We start from the raw sequence: 17455 nt of genomic DNA, 5'->3' as shown, positions 1-17455 counted from the left end.
CATCCCCCCGGCAGGGTTGTACGCGGCAGCCATCGCATTCGCTCCGGGTGTCGCATTGGCCGGAATCCCGCCCCTCGGAACGCCGCCCGGACGGCCCACCGGTGCGCCGCCCAGCACGCGCGACGGTGCGCTAAATGCCCTCATGCGTAACAGCTCTTCCCCTATGCCCAATGCTCTGCCGCCCCCTGGAGCCCCTGAATGGCGACCGCAAAGACGCTCCCGACCGCCCGCGCGGTTGCGGAGGACCGGAAGCAAAATTTTCGGACGGCCAGGCGGGATCGTTCAAGTGGTCCGGACCATTAGATTGATCACTGGACCGACACGGATCCTACAAACCGACGGCCGAAAAGGCATCGGGGTTTCGGCGGGAGGACGCCCCGGGCGCAGATCCTGTCGACGGCGCGCGCTTTCGGAGAACCGGACCGCGGGCGGTCCGGGACCCGTCCTAGCCGGTCCCGGTGAGCTCCGCCGCCACCAGCTCCGCGATCTGGGCGGTGTTCAGGGCCGCGCCCTTGCGCAGGTTGTCCCCGCAGACGAACAGTTCGAGGGCCGTCGGATCGTCCAGCGCCCGACGGACCCGGCCCACCCAGGTCGGGTCGGTGCCCACCACGTCCGCGGGCGTGGGGAACTCGCCGGCGGCCGGGTTGTCGAAGAGCACGACGCCGGGCGCGGTGGCCAGGATCTCCCGTGCCGCGTCGACGGTGACCTCGTCCTGGAAGCGGGCGTGCACGGTCAGGGAGTGCGTGGTGACCACGGGAACCCTGACGCAGGTCACCGCGACCTTCAGCCGGGGCAGCCCGAGGATCTTGCGCGTCTCGTCGCGGACCTTCATCTCCTCCGAGGACCAGCCGTCCTCGGCGAGCGACCCGGCCCACGGCACCACGTTCAGGGCGACCGGCTCCGGGAACGGGCCCGTGTCGTCGCCCACCGCCCGGCGTACGTCACCGGGGCCGGTCCCCAGCTCCGTACCGGCGACCAGGGACATCTGCCGGCGCAGGGTGTCGACGCCCGCCCGGCCCGCGCCGCTGACGGCCTGGTAGGAGGAGACGACGAGTTCGCGCAGCCCGAACTCGGCGTGCAGCGCGCCGAGCGCCACGATCATGGACAGGGTCGTGCAGTTCGGGTTGGCGACGATCCCGCGCGGTCGCACCCGCGCGGCGTGCGGATTGACCTCGGGGACGACGAGGGGCACTTCCGGGTCCATCCGGAAGGCTCCGGAGTTGTCGACGACGACCGCGCCCTTGGCGGCGGCGATCGGCGCCCATCGCGCGGCCACCTCGTCCGGTACGTCGAACATGACGACGTCGGCCCCGTCGAGGACCTCCTCCGACAGGGCCAGCACCTCGACCTCCACACCGCGCACGGCCAGCTTGCGGCCGGCCGAGCGCGGCGAGGCGATCAGACGGATCTCGCCCCAGATGTCCGCGTGCTGGGACAGGATCTGGAGCATGACCGAGCCGACGGCCCCGGTCGCTCCCACGACCGCGAGCGTCGGACGTCCGGTCATCGCCCGGTGCCTCCGTAGACGACGGCCTCGTCGCTGTCGGAGTCGAGCCCGAAGGCGCTGTGCACGGCGCGCACGGCGTCGTTCACGTCATCGGCGCGGGTGACGACGGAGATGCGGATCTCGGACGTCGAGATCAGCTCGATGTTGACCCCGGCGTCGGTGAGCGCCTCGAAGAAGCCGGCCGTGACACCCGGGTTCGTCTTCATGCCGGCGCCGACGAGCGAGATCTTGCCGATCTGGTCGTCGTAGCGCAGCGACTCGAAGCCGATCACGCCCTTCGCCTTCTCCAGGGCGTCGATGGCCTTGCGGCCCTCGGTCTTCGGGAGGGTGAAGGAGATGTCCGTCAGGCCCGTGGTCGCCGCCGACACGTTCTGCACGATCATGTCGATGTTGATCTCGGCGTCGGCGATGGCGCGGAAGATCGAGGCGGCCTCGCCCGGCTTGTCCGGGACACCGACGACCGTGACCTTGGCCTCGGAGGTGTCGTGCGCGACACCGGAAATGAGAGCCTGCTCCACCTTCTGGTCCCCTTGCTGCTGTGTCTTCTGCACGAGTGGTGCGCTGCTGACCCAGGTGCCCTGAAGTCCGCTGAAGGACGAGCGCACGTGGATCGGGATGTTGTAACGGCGGGCGTATTCCACGCAGCGGTGGAGCAGCACCTTCGAGCCGGAGGCGGCGAGCTCCAGCATGTCCTCGAAGGCGATCCAGTCGATCTTCTTCGCCTTCTTCACCACGCGCGGGTCGGCGGTGAACACGCCGTCCACGTCGGTGTAGATCTCGCACACCTCGGCCTCGAGCGCCGCGGCCAGCGCGACGGCCGTGGTGTCGGACCCGCCGCGCCCCAGCGTGGTGATGTCCTTCTTGTCCTGCGAGACGCCCTGGAACCCGGCGACGATGGCGATGTTGCCCTCGTCGAGCGCCGTACGGATACGGCCCGGGGTGACGTCGATGATCCGCGCTTTGTTGTGGACCGAGTCGGTGATGACCCCTGCCTGGCTGCCGGTGAAGCTCTGCGCGCTGTGGCCCAGGTTCTTGATCGCCATCGCCAGCAGGGCCATGGAGATCCGCTCTCCGGCGGTCAGCAGCATGTCGAACTCTCGCCCGCTGGGCATCGGAGATACCTGCTCGGCGAGATCGATCAGCTCGTCCGTCGTGTCGCCCATCGCGGAAACGACGACGACCACTTGGTGGCCGTTCTTCTTCGCTTCCACGATTCGCTTGGCGACGCGCTTGATGCCCTCGGCATCGGCTACGGAGGAACCTCCGTACTTCTGCACGACAAGGCCCACGTGCGCTCCTCGCTCAATCCGTCTCTGCACCGCACAACTGCGGTCGGCTCAGTCTAACGAGCGGCCGGATTTCCCTTCCGGGGTATCGCATCGTGAGATGTCCCGCTCACGACGTGATCACCCGGGCTGTCAGGTGGTCAGGGACATCCGGCCGCTCCGAGACGGCACCTGCCCGTGCCGGGGCCCCGGCACTCCGAAAGTGCCCCGAGTCACACCCGGGGATCCGGCCGATCGCACACAAGAGCGGGGCGGGGCGCGGCGATCGCGCCGCGCCCCGCCGGAGCAGGCCCGGTTACTTGACCGTCCGCAGGCCCAGCGGCCCGGCGATCTCCTCGACCATCACCTTGCCGGCCTCTTCCGCGAGGGCCTCCTCGCCGAGGTCCTGGTCGGTGTCCAGGCCGTCGAGCTCCTCCAGGGGCTGGTTCAGCCGGACGTGGGCCACCACGGACTGCAGGGCGCGCAGGGTCGCGGAGGCCGTGGAGCCCCAGTTGGAGAAGTAGGAGAACTGCCACCACCACAGGGCCTCCGTGGTGCGGCCCGCGCGGTAGTGGGCCATGCCGTGGCGCAGGTCGGCCATGACGTCGGCCAGGTCGTCGGAGATACGGGCCGGGACCGGGGCCTTGCGCGGCTCGTAGGGGTCGAAGACCTCGGAGTAGACGTCGATCGGCTCCAGCATCGCCGCGAGACGTTCGCGGAGTTCGTCCACGTCGGCTTCCGGGCCCAGGTCCGGCTCGTAGCGCTCGTCGGGGACGATGTCCTCGTGCGCGCCGAGACGGCCGCCGGCCAGGAGGAGCTGGGAGACCTCCAGGAGGAGGAAGGGCACGGCCGAGTCCGGCTCGTCGCCCTTGGCCACCTCGGTGACGGCGACCAGGAAACTCTCTACCTGGTCGGCGATCTGGACCACGAAGTCGTCGGGGTCCGGGCTGGTCGCGTGCAGCGTGGCGTCAGACATCTAGAAGTCGTCTCCCCTCGAAGGCGCGGCCGAGCGTGACCTCGTCCGCGTATTCCAGGTCGCCACCCACCGGGAGGCCGCTGGCCAGGCGGGTGACCTTGAGGCCCATGGGCTTGATCATGCGGGCGAGATACGTGGCCGTGGCCTCGCCCTCCAGGTTCGGGTCGGTGGCCAGGATGAGCTCGGTGACCGCGCCGTCGGCGAGGCGGGCCAGGAGTTCCCTTATCCGCAGGTCGTCCGGGCCGACGCCCTCGATCGGGCTGATCGCCCCGCCGAGCACGTGGTACTTGCCCCGGAACTCACGCGTCCGCTCGACCGCGATGACGTCCTTCGGCTCCTCCACCACGCAGATCACCGTGAGGTCGCGGCGCGGGTCGCGGCAGATGTTGCACAGCTCTTCCTGTGCGACGTTGCCGCAGGTCGCGCAGAAGCGGACCTTCGCCTTGACCTCCATGAGGGTCTGCGCGAGCCGGCGGACGTCCGTCGGCTCCGCCTGCAGGATGTGGAAGGCGATCCGCTGCGCGCTCTTGGGACCGACGCCGGGGAGCCGCCCCAGTTCGTCGATGAGGTCCTGAACTACGCCTTCGTACAACGGATCGCCTTTCCGAGTGCCCTGGTACCGCCTGGTTACGTCCTACGTTTCTTGCCTGTGCGTACGGTAGTTGGCCGCCACCGGTCTTAGAAAGGCAGACCGGGGATGCCGCCGCCGCCGCCGAGCCCCTCGGTGAGCGGGCCGAGCGTCCGCTGCTGGAGCGCCTGCGCGTTCTCGTTGGCCGCCTGGACGGCCGCGACGATCAGGTCGGCGAGCGTCTCGGTGTCCTCGGGGTCGACCGCCTTCGGGTCGATCACCAGGCCGCGGAGCTCTCCGGAACCCGTCACGGTCGCCTTCACCAGGCCGCCGCCCGACTGGCCCCCGACCTCCGTCCGCGCGAGTTCCTCCTGCGCGTTCGCCAGCGACTCCTGCATCTTCTGGGCCTGCTGCAGCAACTGCTGCATGTTGGGCTGGCCACCACCGGGAATCACGATCAGCTCCTGGTTTCGAGTACGGCTGTCCGGACCGTTTTTCCTGTCCAGCATGAGCCTACGTGGTTGACGGGCCCGTCGCCCAAGCACTCTTTCGAGTGATGCTGTAGCGACGCCTATACCTGATCAAGACCCTCTTGCAGGCGGAAAAGCGGGGAAACCCGGCCCATCGCCACCCATTGGGCGGTAGGAAGGGGGCGGCGCATTCGCACCACGCGTCACTTGACGTCACACAGCGTTCGTTCCATGACCATCGTCCGTCGTCGTCACCGTCGCCGTCGTCAACTAGGGAGTGCCGGGTGAGCCAGCCGGAGATGCAGCCCGAGGGGCCGCCCCAGGACGGGCGGAGCGAGGGTGCGGCGGGGCCCCGGCCGGGCGACCTGACCGGCCGGGCCTTCCCGCTCGGAGACTGGGGGGAGCCCGCCGAGCGGCTCCACGAGCTGTACCGCTGGGTGGAGCAGGGGGCGCTCGACACGGCGGCCTGGTACCTGTCCGACCGCATGTGGAAGCGGTGGGGGGCCCGTCTGCTGCGGTGCGGTTCCGCGCTGGGAGCCGTCTCCGGGGCGGCGCTGCCGCTGCTCGACCTCACCGGGTCGGTGACCGGGGTGGCTCCGTGGGGATATCTGGCGCTGCTGCTCGCCGTCGCCTGTGTCGCCGTCGACCGGTTCTTCGGTGTGACCTCCGGGTGGATAAGGGACGTGGCCACCGCGCAGGCCGTACAGCGGCGCCTTCAGGCACTTCAGTTCGACTGGGCGTCGGAGAGCGTGCGCGAGGTGCTGGGACCCGCGGACGGCACGGCCAGCGAGGCGGCCGACCGGTGCCTGGGAGTGCTGCGGAGGTTCTCGGAGGACGTCACGGAGCTGGTGCGCACCGAGACGGCGGACTGGATGGTGGAGTTCCGTACGGGGCCGGCTCCGCTGGGCATCCAGTCCTCGTCGGCCGGAGCCCCCCGGGCCGACGGGCCCCCCTTGAACGGACGCGCCCCGCTGCCGCCGGGAGCCCGCCCGAACATGCCCCGCCAGCGCCCCCCGGAGCCCCGCTGACGGTCCCGGCCCACCGGCCCGGGACTCACCCCCCCGCCTCACACCGGCGCGGAGACACACCCGCCCTCACACCCGCCCGCGCACCCCTCTCTCCCACCCGGGCCGATTCCCATGACGGCTCCCGGACCAGCCGGTCACCTCCTGCGCTCGGGTGGCTCCGGGGCGTCCCCCGGCTCCGCAGGTCTTCGGCCCGGCCGCCGTCCCGCAGGGCAGACGGCCGTGGGCGCGGATGACGTCCTGGCCGCCGCCCAGGCGGATGCGGGTGAGGAAACTGGAGGCGAGGAAGCCTTGGACGGCGAGCCGTAGGTGTGGGCGTACTCGATCTCGCGGTACGGGGAGTCCGGGGCGCCGTGCTCCAGGTCCTCGACGGAGGCGGAGGTGGCCGTCGAGGCCGATCCGGCGCAGCCCCTGGTGACCGCCCGCGCTGTTGAGCTCGCTGCAGCCGATCCTCTTGTGGCGCGGCGCCCTCCGCTCGTACCGGACCATCGCGGCGGAGGCGACGACACCGATGCCGGCGGTTCCCACGGCCACGACGTTCTCTGCGCTCAGCCACTCCCCTGCGAGCCGCTCCCCGAGCCCTGCGGTGCGGTCACCGTACGACTCCGGCCGAAAACAACCCACATACGCCAGGTGAACTTCAACGCCCTTGGAAGACAAGGCTGTTGGCGCCCCCTCAGGGGCGCCCGGCCCGCGGCCGGGACCGCGGGCCCGGTGGCCGCCTCAGCCGCCCTTCGTGTACGTCAGCGCCTCGCCCGAGTCGGTGTTCACCCGGCGCAGCCGGCCGTCCGACAGCAGGGTGACCTCGGAGGCGGCGCCCGGGGAACAGGAGCTCGCCGGTTCGCCGGAGGTGACCTGGGAGGGGCCTATCTCCAGCGGTCCGTCCGCCCCGGGGGCCTCCGTCAGCGCGGCCTCGAAGACGCAGTGGTAGGTGCCGCTGCCGGCCGGACCGTCCGCGGTGAGCGTGAGCACGGTCTCACCGACGTCGCCCTGCTCGATGGTCAGCCGACGGGTGTTGTGGCCGGTGGCGTTGTCGATGGCGGAGTCCCAGGTGCCGAGGAACGCCTCCGGGACGGTGCCGTCCCGGACCGTCCCGGTGCCCGGTGACCCGGAACCCTCGGACGGCTCCCGCGAGGCGCTCCGCTCCGGCGTCCCGGAGGCGGGCGCGGACGCCTTGGGATCGTCCTGGCCGCCGTCCGCGCCGCCCTTCAGCAGCGCATACACGCTGCCGCCCGCGCCGAGCGCGACGACCAGCGCCACGACGACGAGGAGAGCGGTGGACTGGCCGCTCCTGCGCGGGGGTTCGGGTGCCGACAGGGCGACCGCGGGACCGTACGGAGGGGTCTGGCCGTGCGGCGGGGTGGTGCCGCCGGGTCCGTACGGGTGGGCGGCGGCGCCCGGTCCGTACGGGGGCGTCGAGCCGTACGCCGGAGGCTGGGGCGCGCCCCAGCCGGCCTGCGGGTAGCCGGCCTGCGGGTAGCCGTACGCGGGGTGCGCCGGGCCCTGCCCGGCGGACTGCGGGTGCTGCTGCGGGTAGCCGTACACGGGATGCGGGCCGGCCGGTGCCGCCGGCGGAGGCGTCCCGCCCGCGCCCGCGACGAAGGTGGGCGGATGGTTCGCGGTGCCGGGCCGCCCGGGCGGCGGCGGGGTGCCCGCGCCCTCCTCGGCCGGCGCGGGCGCGTGCTCGGGGGAGGCATCGCCGGACGCCTCGGGCGTCGACGAGGAGGCGGAGGGCGTCGAGGAGGCGGCGGAGGCCGAGCCGGCGGACGCGGACGACGGCGGCTTGGAGAGGTCCGGGGCGGGGACCTGCGGCGCGGGCCCCGGCGGCAGGGCGGGCACGGCCCGTCCCGGGCCGGCGTCCCGTGGCTGTGCCGGTCCGTCGTCGGGGTTCTCCGTGTCGAGCAACCGCACCGCGTGGCGCCCGAGTTGGGCCACCAGAGCGCTGGGCAGCCACGGATCGAGGGTGCGCCCGTCCGCGACGGTCTCCCCGGCGCCGGTGCGCTCCAGGATCTCGTCGAGGCTCGGCCGGGCGTCGGCGTCCTTGCGCAGACAGTCCCGCACGAGGTCGGCGAGGCCCTCGGGCACCCCCGTCAGGTCGGGCTCCTCCTGGACGATGCGGAACATCATGGCGTGCACACCGCTGTTGGCCGCCCCGAATGGAAGGGCGCCGGTGGCGGCGTACGACAGGATCGAGCCCAGGCAGAAGACGTCGCACGCGGGCGTGACGCGGTCGCCGCGCACCTGCTCGGGTGCCATGAACCCGGGCGATCCGACGAGCGCCCCGGTGTGGGTCAGGCCGCCGTCGGTCACCGTCTCCAGGGCGCGGGCGATGCCGAAGTCGATGACGCGGGGGCCGTCGATGGTGACGAGGACGTTGGAGGGCTTGAGGTCGCGGTGGATGAGGCCCGCGGAGTGGATGTCCTGAAGGGCGTGCGCGAGACCCGCGGCGAGGATGCGCACCGACCGCTCGGGCAGGGCGCCGTGGTCGCGCCCCACGACGGCCTGGAGCGAGGGCCCCGCGACATAGCCGGTGGCCACCCACGGGATCCCGGCCTCGGTGTCAGCGTCCAGGACGGGCGCGGTCCAGAGCCCGCCGACCCGGCGCGCGGCCTGCACCTCCTGGCGGAAGCGGGCCCGGAACTCCTCCTGCTCGGCGAGCTCCTCGCGGACCAGCTTGACGGCGACGGTACGTCCCCGGTCGGAACGCGCGAGATAGACATGGCCCATCCCGCCGGCCCCCAGCCGCGCCAGCAGTCGGTACGCCCCGATCTGCTGCGGATCCCCTGCCCACAGCTTCTCCATGGCAGCACCCACCCCCCGTATGTCTGCAACAGACCGAGGATAGTGCGCCCCACCAAGAGGCGTACGGGGCGGTCTCCACGGTTCCGTCACGGCTGGTGCCGGTTTCGTAACAGGTGCGGCGTTCTCCCCCGGACGCCGGCGTCCGGGCGGGCACACGGACGCGACGGACCCGTGAGCCGGACCGGACGGGGCGCCCCCGTGAGCCCGCCCGGACGGGGCGCCCCCGTGGGTCCGCCCGGACGGGACGGAGACGGGACGGACCGCCGAGTACCCCGGCCAAGCCCGACAGACTGTCGCGGAAAGCCCCCGACCGCAGACAGGACGCCGATACCGCCCCCGGTCCGTGGACATTTACGCTCGCCGCATGACCCCTCAGCCCAACCCCCAGGCCGGCGCCGCCGTGAAGGCCGCGGACCGCGCGCACGTGTTCCACTCCTGGTCCGCGCAGGAACTCATCGACCCGCTCGCCGTGGCCGGCGCGGAGGGGTCCTACTTCTGGGACTACGAAGGCAAGCGGTATCTGGACTTCACCAGCGGGCTCGTCTTCACCAACATCGGGTACCAGCACCCGAAGGTCGTCGCCGCGATCCAGGAGCAGGCCGCGACGCTGACCACGTTCGCGCCGGCCTTCGCCGTGGAGGCGCGCTCGGAGGCGGCCCGGCTGATCGCCGAGCGCACCCCGGGCGACCTGGACAAGATCTTCTTCACGAACGGCGGCGCGGAGGCCGTCGAGAACGCCGTCCGGATGGCCCGGCTGCACACCGGCCGTCCGAAGGTCCTCTCCGCCTACCGTTCGTACCACGGGGCCACCTCCACCGCGATCAACCTCACCGGTGACCCGCGGCGCTGGCCGAACGACATGGGGGCGGCCGGGGTCGTCCGCTTCTGGGCGCCCTTCCTGTACCGCAGCCCCTTCCACTCCGACAGTGAGCGGCAGGAGTGCGAGCGCGCGCTCCAGCACCTGGAGGACACGATCGCCTTCGAGGGCCCGGCGACCATAGCCGCGCTCATCCTGGAGACGATCCCCGGCACCGCGGGGATCATGACTCCGCCGCCCGGCTACCTCACCGGGGTGCGGGAGATCTGCGACCGGTACGGGATCGTCCTCGTCCTGGACGAGGTCATGGCCGGGTTCGGCCGGACCGGCAAGTGGTTCGCCGCGGACCACTACGAGGTGACGCCGGACCTGATGACCTTCGCCAAGGGCGTGAACTCCGGCTACGTGCCGCTGGGCGGGGTGGCGATCTCCGCCGCCATCGCCGAGACCTTCGCCAAGCGGCCCTACCCGGGCGGGCTCACCTACTCCGGGCACCCGCTGGCCTGCGCCGCCGCGGTCGCGACGATCAACGTCATGGAGGAGGAGGGGATCGTCGACCAGGCCGCGTCCATCGGCGAGACCGTCCTCGGACCGGGCCTGCGCGAGCTGGCCGAGCGCCACCCGAGCGTCGGCGAGGTGCGCGGCACCGGCGTCTTCTGGGCGCTGGAGCTGGTGAAGGACCGGGAGACCCGGGAGCCGCTGGTGCCGTACAACGCGGCGGGCGAGGCGAACGCGCCGATGGCCGCGTTCGGGGCGGCCGCCAAGGCGCGCGGCCTGTGGCCCTTCATCAACATGAACCGCACCCACGTCGTGCCGCCGTGCAACATCACCGAGGCCGAGGCCAAGGAGGGGCTGGCGGCCCTGGACGAGGCGCTGTCGGTGGCGGACGAGCACACGGTGTGAGCCCCTGAGGGCTCCCCGCACGGCTGCCGCCCCCACGGGAGCCGCCCGTACCGCGACCGCCCGCGCGGTTCCCCGTGCTCCCTCCGGGGTGCCGGGGAACCTTCGCGGAGCCCGACGGCCGCACGGGTTCGTCGCCCCTTCCAGGGCCGGGAGATCCGCCCCCCGGACCCCCCACCGCGTAAGGTGGCCTGCTCCACGGGATACGCGCGTGGACACCCGCACCCACCCATGCGACGGGGAGTGAGACCACCACCATGGCCGGCACCGGCGGCACTGGCGCCGTAACCCGCAGCACGCTGCGGCAGCAGATCGCGGACGCGCTCCGTGACGAGGTGCTCGGGGGCCGTCTCCGGCCGGGCCAGGAGTTCACGGTGAAGGAGATCGCCGAGCAGTACGGCGTCTCCGCCACCCCCGTCCGCGAGGCCCTGGTCGACCTGTCGGCCCAGGGCCTCCTGGACGCGGACCAGCACCGCGGCTTCCGCGTGCACGAGTACTCCGCCGCCGACTACCGCGGCATGATCGAGGCGCGCAGCCTGATCACGGAGGGCATGTTCCAGAACCTGGTGGCCACCGGCATGCCGCAGGCCGACGACCCCCGTGCCCTCGCCGCCCTCGCGGGCGTCCGGCGGCGCGGCGAGGAGGCCCAGCGCGCGGCCACCGCCGGGGACCTGAACATCCTCATCGGCTACGACCTCCGCTACTGGCGCGAGCTCAGCAACCTGTTCGGCAACACCTACCTCGCCGACTTCCTGCACCGGATGCGGGTCCAGTCCTGGGTGTGCACGGTCCAGCACCTGCGTCATGTCTCCGACCTCAGGGGCCAGCTGTGGTCCGGCCACACCGAACTCGTGGACGCCCTCGCCCGCCGCGACCCCGACACGGCCCGGGCGATCGTGGCGGCGTACAACGAGCACGCGCTCGCCCTCCTCGAGCGCCTCGAAGCGACCTGAGACCCCTGCCGGGGCACGGATCACCCCGTCCCGGGTTTGCGGACCCGTCCTTTGGGCGATCGGAGGACGGGGGCACGGCCCCCGAGCGGCGGGCGAACTCCGGCCCACCCGGGCGGCTACTTGCGTACCGGCCTCTTCACAAGTCCGCCACGCGCACTACGCTGCCCTGACCACCCTGCACCCCAAGGAGCAAGAGGAGCCGTCTGTTGGCCTGTGACCTGTGGCTGGTCCCGCTCGTCGACGTGCTGTGCCATACCCCCGACAACCCCTTCGCCGAGGAACTCGCGCTCTACGACAAGGTGCTCGCCGAGGCCGGACTCCCACCGGTGCCGGTGTACGCGTACATGCCCGGACTCTCGGGTGACGTCGCCCCGGTCGCGGGCTTCGACTACGACGCGCTGCACTTCCTGCGCCGCGCGTACCTGCTCCAGATGTGCGGGCTCGCGGTGACGCCGGTCGACGAACTCGGCGGCGACTACGAACAGCTGCTGGAGATGTTCGAGACGAACGCGCAGCAGTCGCACCTGGTCTGGCACTACGACCACGCGGGCGCGTACGTACCGGTCGAGTTCCCGCATCCGCTGGCCAACGACGAACTCCTCACGGGCGGCGGCCCCCTGGGCTCGTCCCAGGTCCTGCTGCGCGAACTCGAGTTCGTGGCCCCCTCGATCGGCATCGACCCGGCCAACCCCCCGGCGCCGCCCCTGCCCCCGAGCGTCCCCACGGAGCTGGAGGAGCCCGCCGCTCCCGCCCCGTACGACGCGAGCCCCTTCGCCCGCGAGCGTCACGTCTGGCTGGGCCTGCACGCCGCGGCGACGCGGAGTCTCGCCCAGGGCTCGATGATCGTCTTCAGCTGAACGACGTCCCGGTGCGGGGCCGGCCCTGTGCGGCCCCGCACCGGACGACCGTCAGCCCAGCTGGGCGAGGCCCTTCTGAAGGTCTTCGGGGTTCATGACGGGAGAGACCTCGATCTTCGCCCCGAGGTTCAGGAAGAGCGGCTCGGCGATCACGGGCAGTCGGCTGCTGTCCTGGAGGTCGAACACCAGGTAGCAGGTCCGGTCGCCGCCGCTGGTCGTGAAGTAGGCCGCCTCCGGCTTGAGCCGCTCCATCGTCTCCTGCATCAGCTGCTGGAGCTTCCCGCCGCGGATGACCTCGTTGGTCTTCTCGGTGTCCATGGTCGCCTTGAGCATCACGCGCATCGCACTCACCGTCTCCTCCGGTCGACGCACGCACAAAGATCCAAACGTGCCGTTTCAGGCTGAACCTCTCACCATCCACGGCCCCGCTCCGACACCCGCGCCACAGGACGCGGCGCCGGACCCGCCACCCCCGGCCCGCCACCGGCGCACGAACGGCCGGACCGCCGGTCGAGGCCGCCGAGGCGGCGAGGCAGCCGGCCCCGCTGCTCCCGACAGCCGATCCCCCGACCCGCATCCCGCATCCCACCCGGCGGCATCCCGCGATCAACTGGACTCGCGCACCACCAGCCTGCACGGAACCGTGTGGACACCCCCCGGTCCCGGGGCGGTGTCCTGGCCGGCCTCGGCGTCGATGGCCTCCAGCAGGCGCAGTGCGGCGATCCGGCCGATCTCCGTGAGGTCCATGTCGACGGTCGTGAGCGGCGGACGGCAGGCCAGCGCCATGGTGTCCCAGTTGTCGTAGCCGACGACCGCGATGTCGCCGGGGACGTCGACCCCCCGCTCGCGCAGCGCGTCGGCGACCCCTCGGGCGATCTGGTCGTTGCCGCAGAAGAAGGCGTCGGTGTCCGGTGCCGTGCGCAGCACCGCGTCGGCGGCCCGTCGCCCCCACGCCTCGCTCCACTCGCCGAAGTGCACGCGTCCGGTGGCCAGGCGCAACGAGGAGCGCTCCAGGTGCTCGGCCGCGTGCCGGGCGCGGTCCCGGGCGGCCGCGTGGTGCTCCGGGCCCGTGACGTGCGCGATCCGGGTCCGGCCCGCGGCCAGCAGGTGCTCCACCGCGAGCCGGGCGCCGCCGCGGTCGTCCGAGACGACGGAGGAGTCGGCCGGGTCGGTGGACGGGGAGAGCGCGTACACGATGGGGATCGGGTCGATGCCGGTGAGCGGCGGGCGCGGGTCCGTACGCCGGCCGGTGACGATGATGCCGTCCACCCTGCGGTCCATCAGGTTGCGCAGATGGTGCTGCTCACGGATCGCGTCACCCCGGGTGTCGCACAGCAGCACGGAGATCTTCCCGGCGCCGAGCGCGTCCTCCGCGCCGAGCAGGACGGGGGTGGAGAAGCGGCCGATGCCGTCCGTCGTCATCAGGCCGACCGTCCAGCTGCGCCCGGTGTGCAGGCTCTGCGCGTGCTGGTTGGGCCGGAAGCCGAGCGACTCCACGGCGTCGAGAACCCGCTGCCGGGTCTCGGGCCGCATCCGCCCGCCGCCGTTCAGCGCCTTCGACGCCGTCCCCACACTGACCCCCGCGAGGGCGGCGACGTCGGCGAGCCTGGCCCGGGCGGCGGAGGGCGTGCGGGGAGCAGAGGTCACGAGCAATCCTTTTCCTTCGCGTCGACCGGAACGTCCTTGTCCCTCGCCGACGACATCAGCGACCCCATCGTGCCAGCGGCCAGAGGTACGGGCCAGGGGCCGGGCGAGGGAGAAAATATTGCGGCACGCCCCTTGACCCCCTTCCCCCGGCTCCCCTCTACTTTCCGGCAGGAAAACGGTTGCTCAAACGAGTTCCCGAGCAGCCCGCCGTACCCGTACCTCGACCGGGACCGGGAGCCCCGCCGCACCCGAGCCCCCGCCGTACGACCACGCCCTCCGCCCTCTCCCTCACCGCGCCCCGCCGCCCTCGTTCCCGAACAAGTGACGACCCGCCGAACACGTCCCGACGAGAACCGGAGAACCATGCCCCGCACCCGCTCCGCCGGCCTCCCCGGCACGGGCCCCGTCCGACCCACCGCCGGTGCCCGCACCGCGTTGCGCCCCGCGCCCGTCACCCTCGGCGGCGGCTTCTGGCACACCCGCCGTGAGGTCAACGCGCGGACCTCCATCCCCCAGGGCCCCGGCCTGCTGGAGTCGGCCGGCAACCTGCACAACCTGCGGCTGGCGGCCGGCACGGCCGAGGGTTCGTTCCAGGGGGCCTATCCCTTCCTCGACACCGACGTCTACAAGTGGCTGGAGGCGGCCGCCTGGCAGCTGGCCCGGGAGCCCGCGGGCCCCCTGGCGGCCGAGGTGGACCGGATCGTCGCCCTGGTGGCCGCCGCCCAGCAGCCGGACGGCTACCTCAACACCTGGTTCCAGCTCCGCGGGAACGGCGAGCGCTACCAGGACCTGCGCTGGGGCCACGAGCTGTACTGCGCGGGCCACCTCATCCAGGCGGCCGTGGCCCATCACCGCACCACCGGCCGCCCCGAACTCCTCGACGTGGCCCGCCGTTTCGCCGACCAGGTCGACTCGGTCTTCGGCACCCCCGGCAGCGGGAAGCCGCTGGACGGCATCGACGGCCACCCGGAGATCGAGACCGCCCTGGTGGAGCTCTACCGGGAGACCGGCGAAAGCCGCTATCTCGACCTGGCCGGCTACTTCGTCGACCGGCACGGCCACGGCCTGCTCGGCGGCGAGGCCTACTGCCAGGACCGGGTCCCGCTGCGCGAGGCGACCACGGTGGAGGGCCACGCCGTACGGCAGTTGTACCTGCTGGCAGCGGCGGCGGACCTGGCGTCCGAGACCGCCGAGACCGGACTCCGGGCCGCGGCGGAACGCGTGTGGCGGGCCATGGTGGCCACCAAGACCCACCTCACCGGCGGGCTCGGCGCCCACCACGACGAGGAGGACTTCGGCGACCCCTACGAACTCCCCAACGAGCGCGCCTACTGCGAGACCTGCGCCGCGATCGCCTCCGTCCAGTGGAGCTGGCGCATGGCCCTGCTCACCGGCGGGGCCCGCTACTCCGACCTGGTCGAACGCACCCTGTACAACGGCTTCCTGGCCGGTGTCTCGCTGGACGGCGAGCGCTGGCTGTACGTCAACCCGCTCCAGGTCCGCGACGGCCACACCGACCCGGGCGGCGACCAGTCGGCCCGCCGCACCCGCTGGTTCCGCTGCGCCTGCTGCCCGCCCAACGTCATGCGGCTGCTGGCCTCCCTGGAGCACTACCTCGCGTCCACCGGCCCGGACGGCCTCCAGATCCACCAGTACGTCACCGGCGAGTACCGCGCCGACCTGGGCGGCGCCCCCGTCCTCGTCCGCGCCGAGACGGACTACCCCTGGCACGGCACGATCGCCCTGACCGTGGAGCGGACTCCCGGCACCCCGTGGACCCTCTCCCTCCGCGTCCCCCAGTGGTGCGGCTCCTTCCGCGTCCACGACGGCGAGCGGACCTACGACGGCACGGACACGCCCGTCGAGGACGGCTGGCTGCGCCTGGAACGGACCTGGGCCCCGGGCGACCGGGTCATCCTCGAACTCGCCCTGGACGCCCGGCTCACCGCCGCCGACCCGCGGGTGGACGCCGTGCGCGGCTGCGCGGCGATCGAACGCGGACCGCTCGTGTACTGCCTGGAGCAGGCCGACCACCCGGGCGGCGGCCTGGACGACCTCGTCCTCGACACCGCCCGCCCGCTCGCCGTCAAGCAGCGCCCCGACCTGCTCGGCGGCGTCACCACCGTGCTGGCCGCCGGTCACCGCCGCGCCCTCCCCACGGACGGCTCCTGGTGGCCCTACCGCCCCACCACTCCCACGACTCCTCCCACCGAGCCGCCCGGCGACCCCGTCGAACTCACCGCGATCCCCTACTACGCCTGGGCCAACCGCGAGGACGGCGCCATGCGCGTCTGGCTCCCCACCACCTGATTCCGCCCCCCTTCCCCAGCCCCTCTGTCGTCCCCTCCCCCAGCCCCGCCCCTCCCCCCACTCCTCCGCACGCCTCTCCGCACGTCCCTCTCCCGACAACGAGGTCACCCCGTGAGAAGCACCCGCCGCACCCTGACCGCCGCCATAGCCAGCGCCTGCGCCCTCGCCACCGTCACCGCGTGCGGCGGCGGCTCCGGCTCCTCCTCGTCCGGCAAGTCCTCGACGTACACCTTCTGGGACCCCTACCCGCAGTTCGACGCCTCCTCCGACTGGGGCAAGCGCGTCACGACGTGCGGCACCGAGGCCGGGGTCGAGCTCAAGCGCACCGCGTACGACACCACGGACCTGGGGAACAAGGCGCTGCTCGCCGCCCAGCAGGGCAACGCGCCCGACGTGATGATGGTCGACAACCCGGTCGTCTCCACCCTCGTGGAGGCGGGCATCCTCACGAGGACCGACGACCTCGGCCTCGACACGGCCTCGATCCAGAAGAACATCATCGGCGCGGGAACCCTCGAAGGCGCCGCCTACGGCGTCCCCATCGGCGCCAACACCCTCGCCCTCTACTACAACAAGGACGTGCTCACCGCCGCGCACGTGGACCCGGCCGCCGTCAAGGACTGGCCGTCCCTGACGGCGGCCCTCAAGAAGATCAAGGCGGCGGGCAAGAAGGGCATCACCTTCTCGGCCATCAACACCGAGGAGGGCAGCTTCCAGTTCCTGCCGTGGTTCTGGGGAGCGGGCGGCGACCTCACCCACCTGGACTCCGCCAAGGGCGTGGCCGCCCTCACCCTGTGGAAGCAGTGGGTCGACGCGGGCTACGCCCCCAAGGACGTACTGAACAACACGCAGACCACCAGCTGGCAGGAGTTCGCCACCGGGGAGTACGCGTTCGGCGAGAACGGCACCTGGCAGCTCGCCAACGCCGAGAAGGCCGGATTCCCGTACGGGATCATCAACATCCCCGCGCAGAACGGTGGTTCGGCGCCGGTGCCCACGGGCGGGGAGTTCGTCACCGTCCCCGTGCAGAAGGACACCGGCCGCTACGACACCAGCAAGAAGATCGTCGCCTGTCTGACCAGCGACAAGAACATCCTGGCGAGCGACACCACGCTGACCTACGTGGCACCCAGCACCGAGGTGCAGGCCCGGCAGGTCACCGCGAATCCGAAGCTCAAGCCGTGGGTGGAGGCGGTGGCGGCGGCGCGCGGCCGCACCAGTGACGGCCTCGGCACCAAGTACCCGACCATCTCCCAGCCGATGTGGACCGCCGTCCAGGCGGCCCTCTCCGGCGCCAAGTCCCCCACCGCCGCCCTGTCCGACGCCCAGACCGCGGCGTCCAAGGGGTAACCCCGGAC

Annotated in this window: 14 protein-coding genes; 6 read left to right on the top strand and 8 right to left on the bottom strand. The window is 72.2% G+C overall.

Going from position 1 to position 17455, the window contains the following annotated elements; all coding sequences use genetic code 11:
- Window positions 1-445 precede the first annotated feature (445 nt).
- From ACFYW7_RS13280 to ACFYW7_RS13260, 5 genes are all read right to left on the bottom strand, one after another.
- A complete protein-coding gene (locus tag ACFYW7_RS13280) occupies window positions 446-1507 on the bottom strand; it encodes an aspartate-semialdehyde dehydrogenase (protein ID WP_389501298.1) in 1062 nt (353 codons plus the stop codon).
- Entirely contained in the window at window positions 1504-2796 is a 1293-nt protein-coding gene (locus ACFYW7_RS13275) for an aspartate kinase (RefSeq protein WP_389501296.1), read from the bottom strand. The genes ACFYW7_RS13280 and ACFYW7_RS13275 overlap by 4 nt, the downstream gene beginning before the upstream one ends.
- A 292-nt stretch (window positions 2797-3088) precedes the next feature.
- Window positions 3089-3748 carry a DUF5063 domain-containing protein gene (locus tag ACFYW7_RS13270; RefSeq protein WP_389501293.1) on the bottom strand — a complete coding sequence of 220 codons (660 nt, stop codon included), beginning with the start codon at window positions 3746-3748 and terminating at the stop codon, window positions 3089-3091.
- Window positions 3741-4340, bottom strand: coding sequence for a recombination mediator RecR (gene recR / locus ACFYW7_RS13265; RefSeq protein ID WP_389501291.1), 600 nt, complete (start codon window positions 4338-4340; stop codon window positions 3741-3743). Before recR ends, ACFYW7_RS13270 begins: the two co-directional genes overlap by 8 nt.
- Before the next feature lie 86 nt (window positions 4341-4426).
- Window positions 4427-4771 carry a YbaB/EbfC family nucleoid-associated protein gene (locus ACFYW7_RS13260; RefSeq protein ID WP_389501655.1) on the bottom strand — a complete coding sequence of 115 codons (345 nt, stop codon included), beginning with the start codon at window positions 4769-4771 and terminating at the stop codon, window positions 4427-4429.
- A 299-nt stretch (window positions 4772-5070) separates the two neighbouring features.
- On the opposite strand from ACFYW7_RS13260, the gene ACFYW7_RS13255 reads away from it, so the two are divergent.
- Window positions 5071-5814: an SLATT domain-containing protein gene (locus ACFYW7_RS13255; RefSeq protein WP_389501289.1), complete on the top strand. Its 744-nt coding sequence runs from the start codon at window positions 5071-5073 to the stop codon at window positions 5812-5814.
- 720 nt (window positions 5815-6534) lie between these two features.
- On the opposite strand, the gene ACFYW7_RS13250 is transcribed toward ACFYW7_RS13255, so the two are convergent.
- Complete coding sequence (locus ACFYW7_RS13250) at window positions 6535-8613, bottom strand: protein kinase (protein ID WP_389501287.1); 2079 nt, start codon at window positions 8611-8613, stop codon at window positions 6535-6537.
- A 364-nt stretch (window positions 8614-8977) separates the two neighbouring features.
- On the opposite strand from ACFYW7_RS13250, the gene ACFYW7_RS13245 reads away from it, so the two are divergent.
- From ACFYW7_RS13245 to ACFYW7_RS13235, 3 genes are all read left to right on the top strand, one after another.
- Window positions 8978-10333, top strand: coding sequence for an aspartate aminotransferase family protein (locus ACFYW7_RS13245; protein ID WP_389501285.1), 1356 nt, complete (start codon window positions 8978-8980; stop codon window positions 10331-10333).
- Window positions 10334-10587: 254 nt separating this feature from the next.
- Window positions 10588-11283: a GntR family transcriptional regulator gene (locus ACFYW7_RS13240; protein ID WP_389501283.1), complete on the top strand. Its 696-nt coding sequence runs from the start codon at window positions 10588-10590 to the stop codon at window positions 11281-11283.
- Between the two features lie 206 nt (window positions 11284-11489).
- Window positions 11490-12140 carry a hypothetical protein gene (locus ACFYW7_RS13235; protein WP_389501280.1) on the top strand — a complete coding sequence of 217 codons (651 nt, stop codon included), beginning with the start codon at window positions 11490-11492 and terminating at the stop codon, window positions 12138-12140.
- A 51-nt stretch (window positions 12141-12191) separates the two neighbouring features.
- Here the strand turns inward: ACFYW7_RS13235 and ACFYW7_RS13230 are convergent, their stop codons facing one another.
- On the bottom strand, window positions 12192-12482 hold the full coding sequence (locus ACFYW7_RS13230) for a hypothetical protein (RefSeq protein WP_389501653.1): 291 nt from the start codon (window positions 12480-12482) through the stop codon (window positions 12192-12194).
- Window positions 12483-12746: 264 nt separating this feature from the next.
- Complete coding sequence (locus ACFYW7_RS13225) at window positions 12747-13787, bottom strand: LacI family DNA-binding transcriptional regulator (protein ID WP_389501278.1); 1041 nt, start codon at window positions 13785-13787, stop codon at window positions 12747-12749.
- Window positions 13788-14150: 363 nt separating this feature from the next.
- On the opposite strand from ACFYW7_RS13225, the gene ACFYW7_RS13220 reads away from it, so the two are divergent.
- Together ACFYW7_RS13220 and ACFYW7_RS13215 are read left to right on the top strand one after the other, a co-directional pair.
- Entirely contained in the window at window positions 14151-16097 is a 1947-nt protein-coding gene (locus ACFYW7_RS13220; RefSeq protein ID WP_389501276.1) for a glycoside hydrolase family 127 protein, read from the top strand.
- 111 nt (window positions 16098-16208) lie between these two features.
- Window positions 16209-17447, top strand: coding sequence for an extracellular solute-binding protein (locus ACFYW7_RS13215; protein WP_389501274.1), 1239 nt, complete (start codon window positions 16209-16211; stop codon window positions 17445-17447).
- The last annotated feature ends 8 nt before the right edge of the window (window positions 17448-17455 follow it).

Origin of the sequence: Streptomyces sp. NPDC002580 (assembly GCF_042889485.1) — a bacterium.
Classification (GTDB): Bacteria; Actinomycetota; Actinomycetes; order Streptomycetales; family Streptomycetaceae; genus Streptomyces.
This window is presented reverse-complemented; position numbering and strand designations above follow the sequence as displayed.

Excerpts from the sequence above, each read along its gene's own strand:
- ACFYW7_RS13245 (WP_389501285.1), top strand. The coding sequence starts at position 8,978 with ATGACCCCTCAGCCCAACCCCCAGGCCGGCGCCGCCGTGAAGGCCGCG.
- ACFYW7_RS13230 (WP_389501653.1), bottom strand. The coding sequence starts at position 12,482 with ATGCGCGTGATGCTCAAGGCGACCATGGACACCGAGAAGACCAACGAG.
- ACFYW7_RS13220 (WP_389501276.1), top strand. The coding sequence starts at position 14,151 with ATGCCCCGCACCCGCTCCGCCGGCCTCCCCGGCACGGGCCCCGTCCGA.
- ACFYW7_RS13240 (WP_389501283.1), top strand. The coding sequence starts at position 10,588 with ATGGCCGGCACCGGCGGCACTGGCGCCGTAACCCGCAGCACGCTGCGG.
- ACFYW7_RS13280 (WP_389501298.1), bottom strand. The coding sequence starts at position 1,507 with ATGACCGGACGTCCGACGCTCGCGGTCGTGGGAGCGACCGGGGCCGTC.
- ACFYW7_RS13250 (WP_389501287.1), bottom strand. The coding sequence starts at position 8,613 with ATGGAGAAGCTGTGGGCAGGGGATCCGCAGCAGATCGGGGCGTACCGA.
- ACFYW7_RS13270 (WP_389501293.1), bottom strand. The coding sequence starts at position 3,748 with ATGTCTGACGCCACGCTGCACGCGACCAGCCCGGACCCCGACGACTTC.